The organism is Oleiagrimonas sp. C23AA, from assembly GCF_011759385.1.
Lineage (GTDB): Bacteria > Pseudomonadota > Gammaproteobacteria > Xanthomonadales > Rhodanobacteraceae > Oleiagrimonas.
In genome coordinates this window covers 321,459-332,738 of sequence record NZ_JAARLY010000005.1, presented here as the reverse complement: position 1 = coordinate 332,738, position 11,280 = coordinate 321,459, and the positions used below count along the sequence as shown (strand labels likewise).

At 57.0% G+C, this 11,280-nt stretch carries 9 protein-coding genes; all 9 read left to right on the top strand.

Annotated features, from left to right (window positions below; genetic code table 11):
- Nucleotides 1-8 precede the first annotated feature (8 nt).
- The 9 genes from HBF24_RS10920 (at nucleotide 9) to HBF24_RS10880 (ending at nucleotide 11,274) form a co-directional block, all read left to right on the top strand.
- Entirely contained in the window at nucleotides 9-161 is a 153-nt protein-coding gene (locus HBF24_RS10920; protein ID WP_277344538.1) for an adenylyl-sulfate kinase, read from the top strand.
- A 196-nt stretch (nucleotides 162-357) separates the two neighbouring features.
- The gene (gene tviB, locus HBF24_RS10915) at nucleotides 358-1,635 is read left to right on the top strand and encodes a Vi polysaccharide biosynthesis UDP-N-acetylglucosamine C-6 dehydrogenase TviB (RefSeq protein WP_167172755.1); all 1,278 of its coding nucleotides are present in this window, start codon (nucleotides 358-360) and stop codon (nucleotides 1,633-1,635) included.
- 17 nt (nucleotides 1,636-1,652) lie between these two features.
- Nucleotides 1,653-2,663, top strand: a complete 1,011-nt coding sequence (locus HBF24_RS10910) for an NAD-dependent epimerase (protein ID WP_167172753.1) — start codon at nucleotides 1,653-1,655, stop codon at nucleotides 2,661-2,663.
- Nucleotides 2,664-3,364: 701 nt separating this feature from the next.
- Entirely contained in the window at nucleotides 3,365-4,210 is an 846-nt protein-coding gene (locus HBF24_RS17210) for a hypothetical protein (RefSeq protein WP_206064283.1), read from the top strand.
- An 897-nt stretch (nucleotides 4,211-5,107) separates the two neighbouring features.
- Nucleotides 5,108-6,508: a TIGR03013 family XrtA/PEP-CTERM system glycosyltransferase gene (locus tag HBF24_RS10900; protein WP_167172750.1), complete on the top strand. Its 1,401-nt coding sequence runs from the start codon at nucleotides 5,108-5,110 to the stop codon at nucleotides 6,506-6,508.
- A gap of 19 nt (nucleotides 6,509-6,527) precedes the next feature.
- On the top strand, nucleotides 6,528-7,151 hold the full coding sequence (locus HBF24_RS10895; protein WP_240922452.1) for an XrtA/PEP-CTERM system exopolysaccharide export protein: 624 nt from the start codon (nucleotides 6,528-6,530) through the stop codon (nucleotides 7,149-7,151).
- 49 nt (nucleotides 7,152-7,200) lie between these two features.
- Complete coding sequence (locus HBF24_RS10890) at nucleotides 7,201-8,787, top strand: XrtA system polysaccharide chain length determinant (protein ID WP_167172748.1); 1,587 nt, start codon at nucleotides 7,201-7,203, stop codon at nucleotides 8,785-8,787.
- Nucleotides 8,784-9,677 carry an AAA family ATPase gene (locus HBF24_RS10885; protein WP_167172746.1) on the top strand — a complete coding sequence of 298 codons (894 nt, stop codon included), beginning with the start codon at nucleotides 8,784-8,786 and terminating at the stop codon, nucleotides 9,675-9,677. The genes HBF24_RS10890 and HBF24_RS10885 overlap by 4 nt, the downstream gene beginning before the upstream one ends.
- Complete coding sequence (locus tag HBF24_RS10880; protein WP_240922451.1) at nucleotides 9,667-11,274, top strand: TIGR03016 family PEP-CTERM system-associated outer membrane protein; 1,608 nt, start codon at nucleotides 9,667-9,669, stop codon at nucleotides 11,272-11,274. Before HBF24_RS10885 ends, HBF24_RS10880 begins: the two co-directional genes overlap by 11 nt.
- Nucleotides 11,275-11,280: the final 6 nt, after the last annotated feature.

Below are 11,280 nucleotides of genomic sequence, written 5' to 3'. Positions count from 1 at the left end.
TGAAGGGCCTGTACGCCAAGGCCCGCGCCGGCGAGCTGAGCAACTTCACCGGCATCGATTCACCGTATGAGCCACCCCAGTCGCCAGAGATCCGCTTGTCGACCGAGGCTCGACCGGCATCCGAACTGGCCGATGAACTGGTCGACCAGATCATCGGTTAATGTGCGCGAGCTGAAAGGTAACGGTGGATAATGAGAGGACATCACGGTTTGGGGCATGTGGTTGCCGCGACCAGACATCGTGGGAAAGCTTTTCCTCGTTGAACTGACCAGGGGGCAGGCGTGTCGGCGGAATCTGGTCTGGCTGGATACCTGCGCCCCCCGTTTCATCTATGTATCGACACAACAGGATCTGTGTATGCGCAAGACGGAAAGCAGCAAGATCGCGATTGTGGGGCTTGGGTATGTCGGCCTGCCTCTCGCCGTGGAGTTTGGAAAGCGCTACCCCACCAAGGGCTTTGACATCAATGCGCAGCGCATTGCGCGATTGCAGGAGGGCCGCGATGACACGCTGGAAGTCTCCAGCGACGAATTGGCATCGGCAGGCCAGCTGAGCTTTACCGCCAGCCTGGAGGATATCGCCGACTGCAATGTCTATATCGTGACCGTGCCGACCCCCATCGACAATGCCAAGCGGCCGGACCTGTCACCCCTGGTCGGCGCCAGTGAGCTGCTGGGCAAGGTGCTTGGTGCCGGTGATGTAGTGATCTTTGAGTCAACGGTTTACCCCGGTTGCACCGAAGAAGTCTGCGTTCCGCTGCTGGAGCGCGGTTCGGGATTGACCTACAACCAGGACTTCTTTGTCGGCTACAGCCCTGAACGCATCAACCCCGGTGACAAGGAGCATCGGGTCACCAATATCCTCAAGGTGACGTCCGGCTCGACCCCCGAAGCGACCGAGTTCGTCGATCGTCTTTATGGCTCGATCATCACCGCGGGAACGCATCCGGTCAGCTCATTGAAGGTGGCCGAGGCCGCAAAGGTCATCGAGAACACCCAGCGCGATCTCAACATCGCCCTGATCAATGACCTGGCCATCCTATTCAACAAGCTGGGCGTCGATACACTGGAAGTGCTGGAGGCAGCGGGTACCAAGTGGAATTTCCTGCCGTTCCGTCCAGGCCTGGTCGGCGGTCATTGCATCAGCGTCGATCCGTACTATCTGACCTACAAGGCACAGCAGGTGGGTCACCATCCCGACGTGATTCTCGCTGGCCGTCGCACCAACGACAACATGGGCACCTATATCGCCAGTGAAGTCATCCGGCTGATGGTGCGCAAGCGTATCAATCCCGTCGGGGCGCGTGTGCTTGTGCTCGGCCTGACATTCAAGGAGAACTGCCCGGATCTGCGCAACACACGCGTCGTGGACATTATTGAGGCTCTGCGTGCTTACGGCATCGATGTGGATATCCACGATCCGTGGGTGGAGCCTCGGGAGGCCGAGCACGAGTATGGTCTGGAGCTGGTCGCCGATCCCGAGCAGGGTGGCTACGATGCGGTCGTGCTGGCCGTGGGGCACCGTCAGTTCGCCGAGCAGGGGGCCGCGGGCGTCCGGCGTCTGGGTAAGCCGGTCTCGGTGGTCTACGACGTCAAGTACGTGTTGCCCAAGGGCGAAGTCGACGGCCGTCTGTAAAGCGGGAATCTCAGGATATGAAAGTACTGGTTACCGGCAGCGCCGGTTTCATTGGTTCGGGTGTCACGCTTGCCTTGTTGGCGCGCGGCGATGAAGTGGTGGGTCTGGACAATCTCAACGATTACTATGACGTCAACCTGAAAAAGGCTCGCCTGGCGCGATTCGCAGAGCATCCCAGATACACGCACGTACAGGCAGATCTGCAGGATCGCGGCGCAATGGAGGCGGCCTTCGAGCAGCATGCACCGCAGCGCGTCGTGCATCTTGCGGCGCAGGCAGGGGTGCGCTACGCGGCTAAAAATCCCCACGCCTACGTGGACAGCAACCTCACCGGGTTCCTTCACGTGCTAGAAGGCTGCCGCCATCATGGCGTTGATCACCTGGTCTTCGCCTCGACCAGCTCGGTCTATGGCGCCAACACCGCGATGCCGTTTTCGGAGCACCAGTCAGCCGAGCATCCGCTGACGCTCTATGCGGCAACGAAGAAGGCCAATGAGCAGATGGCCCACAGCTACGCTCATCTGTACGGTATTGCTTGCACGGGATTGCGCTTTTTCACGGTATACGGGCCGTGGGGACGTCCGGATATGGCCCTGTTCCTGTTTACCCGCGCGATCCTTGAAGGCGAACCGATCAAGGTCTTCAATCACGGCAAACACAAGCGCAGCTTCACTTATGTTGATGACATCGTCGAGGGTGTGCTGCGCAGTCTCGACCGACCACCTGGTGAGGATCGCGAGTGGAGCGGTCAGGCCCCCGATCCTGCCAGCAGTGGGGTTGCCCCCTACCGCATTTACAACATAGGCAACGAGCAGCCGGTGGAGTTGATGCGTTATATCGAGGTGCTTGAGGATTGCCTTGGCCGCAAGGCCGAAATGCAGATGTTGCCCCTGCAGCCCGGTGATGTTCCCGACACCGAGGCCGACGTGTCCGACCTGATCAGCGCGGTAGGTTATCGCCCCAAGGTGTCGGTGGAAGAGGGCGTGGCCGCATTCGTGTGCTGGTACCGCGACTACTATGGGGTCTGATGCCGTCACTTGAGACCATCGTGTTTACAGCGACTTTCCTGGCCGCCGACGGAGGGTGTAGGCGAGGCGGCCGGTTGGCGGCAAGTGCATCACGCGCTTGGTGGCCTCAACCCTGTGCGGCACGCGCTCGCCTCGCGAGGCCGCAGGCAGGTAGAGCCCGTAACGTTTTCTTTATATTGTGAGTTGTTCCAATAACTTGCGCTATGTCTCAAGGGTTGCACCGCTCAAAAGTTCACGTTAGATTGACAGTGAAATATCTACAATCGACGCTTCAGGGCGGTGTGCGATCACGGTCCATACTGGGCCAAAAGTTACGAAGCGTGGCGGCCACCTGACATTTCTTGGCGTATCCGGCAGATGCTGGATGGGCCATTCGCAGGGCTTCAGCTTGAGCCATGTCTAGGTTTCGCACCTTGGGGGCTCGACCGGTGTTGCACCAGTCCGTCGTCGATTGTATCTGCGCTGAACGGCGTGGTGCTCCACTTTCGATCACTTCTTACAGGACGTAATGACCGATTGGTTTTGCCTCAACGCAGCCAAACGGGGAGGTCGTGCGCCTGTTGCAGCGTTCACTTACTACGTCCTTGGGGCGTTGGCACGTTTGGTGCTGGTACCGAAGTGATCGACGGTGTGTGCGTTACCTCCAACCGACGTGCTGCGAACTGGAAGCTGAAACCATGAATGCAATGAGAGCGGTAGCTATGCCCGAACCGGCTGATGATGTCCGGGCAATTCGCGCGAATCTTGACGTGCGCAGCAGCGAGCCAACCTGCTCTTGCGCGAGCAGCCTTGAAGAGGTCGAGGCTGCATGGCAGCTGGTCTACGATCGGTATTCGGAAATGGGGCTGATCGAGGAAAATGTTTTCTCCATCCATACGGCTCCGACGGCGGTAGGGTCGCATGCCTGCGTGATATCCGGCCCTATCGGTCCCGATGTCGGCTATACCATGACTCTGTTCCGCGATAACCCGAAGGGGCTCGCCCTGGACAGTGTCTATGGTGCCTATCTGGACGATCTGCGGGCGCAGGGGCGCCGCCTGATGGAGGTGGGCATGCTGGCTGATCGGCGCCGAAATGCCTCCCGTAGCATCGGTGCATTGTTCAGCATGATGCGCTGGGCGGTCCATTTTGGGTTGCATTGCGACATCTCTGACATCGTCATTGGTGTGCACCCGCGACATGCGCAGTTCTACATACGTTGCTACGGCTTTGAAGAGTATGCGCCTGCCACCACCTATGCTCTGGTGCGGGACAATCCGGTAGTGCTGTTGCGTCTGCGTCTTAGCGAAGTGTTGTCAAATGACGTGCTGCCACGCGGGCTCGCAGATGCTCGTGACAATCCGATTCCTCGGAGCGCGTTCGCGGATCGCTTCGAGTTCGAGACCAATCAGTTGCGTGACTCGCGGATTGCCCATTTCCTGCAAGCCCGCTACCAGGTTGACCTTGGCGCTACAAGTCCGACATTGCCATCCAAGCTGTCGGCGCTCGTTGAGCCAGCTGCCGAGGGCGAGAGTGAAGCGTTGCTTGAGCTTGAGGTCGCCTGCTGAGCGGCAGCCCACCGGCAAACCATGCGGATCGCTACACGCCGCGATTGTGACCGGCTTCCTGAGCCTTGCCCACGACTCTGTCGTCAGGCGTCAACCGCATGACGACATGGGTGGATCGAATGCGGGGAGCGCCACGCTAGCATCGACACAGAGCGTAGCTCGACTACGAGCCGATGTCCGTCTCGACGGACTCGATGGGCTTTGGCGCATTCTAGTACCAGTTAGCTCGAGCCGTCGCGAGGTTTGCTTGTCCATCCTTGGCTCTCAAAGAGATGGCGGGTACTTGGTCCGGGCGCAGATTGCGCACCGAAAGTCTTGATGCCCCGGCGCGTTCTTTCTTTTCCCTTCTTATGTGTCTAAGCGCTGCCCTCGGTGGGGGCGGGGCAGTGTTGACCCGTGGTGCCAGCCACGCGGCTTGTTCGGGCTGGGCCTTGCGATTTTGCGAATGAAGCATCGCTGGGTAAAGCGCCCTTATCACAAGAACGATTGCTAGCCGAGCTCATGTGCGCCGTGTATTGCCGGCTCAGCCTTACACGCCTTGGTGAAGCACGGTTCTGGCTGGGGAAGTGATTGATGCCCGGCGAGTGTCCGTGCAGATGTCAGAGTAGAGCCGGCCGTTGGTTGATGCGCTCTTACGTGCTCGGTCACGTTCAAGTTCATGAACAATAGTCAAATGGGCGACTCCCTTCATGTGCGATGCCTACAACAGGAGGCGTCAGCGCATCTACTATAGCGTCGCGTGGGAACGTTCGATCCAGCGAACGTCAAGTGGTTTTCCTGGAAATGTGATCTTGGTCGCAAAAGTCACGCAAAGCAGGCATAGTGGGGGCGCCGCCACGCCGTGGCGAATCACTAAGGGCGAAGGCGGCCAAGCAGCGAGCGGGGGGGCGCGCAGTTATGTACCGAGTATTCAGGTTGAGAGCGGTCCGCTGGCAGCTGTTTCTGGTGCTTGTCGACGTGGCTTTGCTAGTGGCAAGCATCCACATCGCCTTGTGGCTGCGATTTTGGGGAGACCCTGCATCACGAGCTGTATCGGGTGATGGTTTGCTGTGGCGGGCCTGTCTGGCCGCATGCATCATGAGCCTGGGGATGGCTGCATTGGGCCTTTATCAGATGCACCTTCGCGCCAGCTGGCTGGGTCAGTTCAGTCGATTAATCGTTGGCTTCATGTTGGGCAGTGCGGCACTCGCCGTCCTGTATTACGCCATCCCCGCCGCCTATATCGGCCGAGGCATTCTGGGTATTTCTCTGCTCCTGGGTGCTTTCCTGATAGCACTATGGCGAATCATCTTCCTGGGATTTCTTGATACGGATGCATTGAAGCGACGGGTCATCATATTCGGTGCCGGTGAACGCGCGGCGCAGATTGCCCGCAAAATGCGCCGAAAGACTGATCAGCGTGGCTTCAAGGTCCTTGGATATGTGCCCGTTGGCCAGGACCCTGTAAATGTGCCCGAGTCCTTGCTGATACATCCCGATCAACCCATTTGTGACTGGATCGCTGAACTGGACGTGGACGAAATCGTGGTAGGGCCTGATGAGCGTCGCGATACCCTTCCTGTCGACGCGTTAATGCAGTGCAAGGTCCGAGGTGTTGAAGTCACCGAGATCTCCGAGTTCTTTGAGCGTGAGGCTGGCTCGATCAAGCTGGAGCTCAATAACCTTTCCTGGCTGGTGTTTTCCGGCGGCTTCAATATTTCGCCGCTGCGTAACGTCATCAAGCGAGCGTTCGATATCGTTGTAGCTTCTTTGGTGCTGCTTGTTGCTTGGCCTTTCATGCTGGTGACTGCACTGGCTATTCGACTGGAATCCGGGAGAGGGGCGCCGATTCTCTATAGACAAGAGCGTGTTGGGGCCAATGGCAAGCCGTTCATGCTCATAAAATTCCGGAGTATGCGAACCGACGCTGAAATCAATGGCGTGGCACAGTGGGCCACAACCAACGACAGCAGAGTTACCCGTACGGGTCAACTGATACGAAAGACTCGCCTGGATGAGCTTCCACAACTGTGGAATGTGCTTAGAGGAAACATGAGCATTATCGGTCCTCGACCAGAACGACCGCAGTTCGTCAAGGATTTCAATATCAGTATTCCATACTATCCGTTACGTCACTCTGTAAAGCCGGGTCTCACTGGATGGGCGCAGCTTCGATATCCCTATGGTGCCTCCATGGAAGATGCGCAGGAAAAACTGAAGTTTGATCTTTTCTATGTCAAAAATCATAGTTTGATCTTTGACATCGCGATATTGATACAAACCGTGGAAGTTGTGCTGTTCGGGCGCGGCGCACGCTGAAAATTTTGGAGACCAACCATTGAAAACGCTATCGATTAAATCTTTTGTCTGGTTGACAATGTTGGCTGGCATTTTGGTGCTCGTCGGTTGCAGCACTCCGCCTGCGATCAAGTCGACGACGTCAGCGCCTCATTTGACCGAGCGTTATATTATCGGTCCGGGGGATTCATTGGATATCTTCGTGCGAGATAATCCCAATCTCACTACCTCTGTGCCAGTTCGGCCGGACGGGCGTATTTCCATACCTCTTGTCCAGTCCATCACCGCTGCCGGCAAAACGCCTGACGAATTGGCGGGCGACCTGGAAAAAGCCTTGGGTCGTTATATACGTTCGCCTTTGGTCACGGTCATCGTGAAAAAATTCGTAGGCGCCTACAGTCAGCAGGTGCGAGTCATTGGGCAGGCGACCACACCCAAATCGGTTCCGTACCGGGCCGGTATGACGGTACTGGATATGATGATTGATGTTGGTGGTCTTACCAAGTACGCCGCGGGAAATCGCGCCAAAATCATCCGTCACTTGCCTGGCGGCGAAGAGAAGGCAATCCCGGTACGTCTCGGTGATCTGATGAATGGCGAGATTAAATACAATGTCGTCATGCGTCCGGGGGATATTCTCATCATTCCCGAGTCACTTTTCTGAATCGGGTTCAATTCAGATCTGAACACCTTGGCGACACCTGGAAAGGGCAATGCAGAGTTCATCGTTCAATTTGCACGAAATTCTCGAGAACTTGCTTCTAGAGTTGCGTGCAGCCTGGCGGTACCGTTGGTACGCGCTGATTGTGGCGTGGTGCATCATGCTGGTAGGTGCGGCGCTGGTGTTCAGCTTGCCCAACAAGTACGAGGCCAGTGCTCAGGTGTATGCGGATACCGAGGCGCTGACCAATCCGCTTCTCCGAGGGGTCGCCGTTCAGCCTGATGTGCGACAACGGCTGAGAATCATCACACATACATTGCTATCTCGGCCCAATCTGGAGATCGTGGCCAACAAAACCGGTCTTTCATCACGGGCCACCACACCCGCTGAAATGGAGGATTTGTTGGATAATCTCGGTAATGCGGTGAAGATCAATGATGCCGGCGCCAAGGACCTGTACAACCTCACCTATGACGACCCTGATCGGCAGGTGGCCAAGCGTGTGGTGCAGGGGTTCCTGCAAATATTGATGAATGACACGTTGGGGCAAAACAACGCATCGACGGACTCAGCGCAGAGCTTCCTCCAGCAACAGGTCAACGACTATAGTCAGAAGCTGAATGATGCTGAGAGCAAGCTGGCAGACTTCAAGAAGGAAAATATTGCTTACCTTCCAAGCCAAGGTGGCGGTAATTACTTCGCTCGTCTTCAAGAGGCCGAGACTCAGCTTCAAACGCTTCAGGACCAATATGAAACAGAGCTGGCGACCCGTGCCACCACGTTGAAACAGATGCGGGCGATGGAGACGGACCCTAGCTCCGGAGGCGTAGACCCGCGAACTCAGCAAATCGATTCGCAGATTGCATCTTATCAGCAAAAGCTCAACACGCTTCTTCTTAACTACACCGAAAAGTATCCGGACGTCGTTTCGACTAAGCGCATGATTTCGCAGCTGAAAGCACGTCGGGATGCATTAAAGAAAAGTTCCCCTGGATCATCTTCAATGGGAGTGGTTTCCGATAACTCTGTTTATCAGGAAATGCAGAAGTCGCTATATGGAATGCAGGTTAAAATTCAGTCTCTGGCGACTCAAATAAACCTGCAGAAGCAGCGTATTTCCGACCTGCATTCCCAGGCGGGGCGCATCACTGGCGTTCAGGCTACCCTTCAGAAGCTTTCCAGGAACTACGAGACAACCAAAAAGCAATACGACGAGTTATTGAGTCATCTGAACACTGCCCATTTGTCGCAGGATGCCACTCAAAGTGGTAATAACCTGAAGTTCCGGGTGGTCAATCCGCCGGATGCGTCCATGCGGCCGGTCAGCCCCAAACGCGCCGTCTTGCTTCTGGTCGTTTTTGCCATGGCACTGGGCGTGGGTGGCGGATTCGCTTATTTCCTTCACAAAATAAATCCGGTTTTCGTCAGTCTCAAGGGCTTGCGTGAAGTCAGTGGATACCCTGTCATAGGTGCAATCGGTCTGGTGGTCTCAAGGGCTCGGCAGGCAACCCGGCGAAAGGAGGTCATCGGCTTTTGCACGGGTGGAGGGCTGTTGGCGGTGGTGCTGGTCATCGGTATCGCATTTAATGCTCCTCTTACCCACTTCGTTCAGCACTTCTTCGTCTTGGGGCCCCTATGAGCATAGTTGAGAAAGCGGCAGAAAAGCTGAAGGCACTGCGCCCTGACGAGCAGCAATCGCCGGCAGTCATCATGCCCGAAGGGAAGGTAGCGGACGATTCAGGATCGACCATTGAACGATTGCAGACACGGCAGCACGTATCAGAGCCTGACGGTGAAGTGCCAGTACGTTGGCACATCGACCAGGCTGCTTTAAGACGCGCGGGTTACCTTCCCGCGGATGCCGATGGCGAATCGCGACTGAAGGATCAGATGCGGCGTATCAAACGGCCGCTGTTGGCTAATGCGACCAAGAAGGCTGCCAAGGTGCCTGCTCACTCCGAACGTATCGTGGTGACCAGTTCGGGAGAGGGTGAAGGCAAGACATTTACCTCCGTAAATCTGGCGTTGAGCTTGGCTCGGGAGCCAGATTTCGAGGTGTTGTTGGTGGACGGCGATATTCCGAGGTCGAGTTTGTCGCGCGCCTTGGGGCTGGCCGATCGCCCCGGTTTGATGGATCTTTTGACAGGCGATGCAGTCCAGTCTGAAACCGTCATCGTGCCAACCGACATTGATAATCTCAGCGTGGTTCCCGCGGGAAAGCCACATCCACTCACGGCGGAGTTGTTTGGCAGTCGGCGCATGGAAACTGTGCTGGATGCGCTTGGAGGTCACAACCGTCGACGCTTGGTGGTGTTCGACTCTTCTCCCTTGCTGGCTACGCCTGAGTCGCAGGTACTTGCTTCCTACATGGGACAAGTTGTCATGGTGGTCGCTGCTCGTCGTACGCGAACCCAGGCGCTGGATGCTTCCCTGCAATGTCTTAATGATTCCCAGTTTGTCGGCCTGATACTCAACATGAGTCAACTATCCGCGAGTGAGGACCACTACGGTAGCGGATATGGTTATTAAGTCCGGTTACAAACGACGTCGGACGTTGAAAGCAGGCACGCGCCGGGCCGCCTTGCCGTTGGCCATGATGTCCTCCGCGCTTTTCATCGTCGCTTGCCCGACCGCAATAGCGCAGCAGCTATCACCACCTGACGGGTATGCACCGGCCTCGACGCCTGAGTCGGCGGCGCAGAGCCAGGGGGGGAGCGCACCGGTGGGTACCATTGCGCAACCTTCAGTTGACAATCCCGGATGGGTGGCTGGCGTCACCGTCGGCGAGCTCTACACCGATAACCTCAGGCTCGCCGCGTCGGGACGTTCCAAGCAGGCCAGCTGGATCACGCAGGTGGAGCCTTTTCTTAGGGCCGCCTACAGTGGTAAACGACTGTCCGGCGTGATCGATTACACGCTTACCGGCTATCTGTATGAGGGCCAGCATCACGGCAAGCAGCTGACTCACAACCTGGATGCGCAGGGTAGTGTGACGGTACTGCCTGATCACTTTTTCATCTCAGGTTCGGCGGTATACGGAAGTCAGATCATAAGCAACGAGACATCCGCCGTACCGGGAACGTATTTTCTGAGTAACAACCGCGCCAACGTCGCCCGCGGTACGCTCAGTCCTTATTGGGTCCAAGACGTGGCTGATGTGGGTACGGCTACCCTGCGTTACAGCTACGGCCGGGTGGTCTACAACACCAACGGTATCCCCTCACAAAAGCAGAGCGAGAACGTTCTGGCCGGCGTGCCTGACGTGAGCAGTCATACGCTGCAGTTCGGGTTCAGCAGTCCCAAGGACAGGTCTGTGGGCTGGAATTTGCGTTACTCGGATCAACGCATTGAACCCGACTATGGCCGCGGGCTGGAGTATGCGATCGCTCAGGCCGGGGGCTATGTCGAGCTCAACTACAGTCTGCGCCTGCTGGCCGATGCCGGGCGGGAAAGCCAGTTTTTTCCGGATGGGTCGGTGGACAAGCTGGGTGCCAGCTTCTGGGACGTGGGCGTTTCCTGGGCCGATGCTCTCAACTCTCTGGAAGCGAAGTTCGGACACCGGTTCTACGGTCGCAGCTATCAGTTCTCGTGGCGGCATACGGCTGCTCGGTTGAATACAACGGTGAGCTATGTGGAGCAGCCCACGGATATCAACCAGCAGTTGCTGGGACAAAATCCCGGCGACATCGTCTCGACGCCTGTGAACGGTTCAATCATCCCTTCGCTTTCGCAGCGGCAGGCCTATCTCATGAAGCGCGCCACGGTGTCGGCTGAATACGACATGCCCGACAGCAAACTGCGAGTCGCGATGTATGACGAGCGGCGAACCTTTTTTGCGCCTGGAACCCGTGGCGAGCGTGTTCGGAACGCCAATGTGGACTGGCGTTTTGAGGTGGGCGCGTTCACCACGCTGACACCGACGCTTGGCTGGCAGCGTTACAAGTTTCGCGATGGACAGGACCGAGACAACCTATATGAGGAACTGGCTCTGGTGCATCAGTTCAGCGCCAAGGACTTTGCCAGCGTGAAGTTTCGTCACGACACCAGTGATGTGTCCTCTGCATTGCCGGGTGCACACGGATACAACGTGAATGTGATTTTCCTGCAGTGGACCCATCTGCTCTGAGGCCAG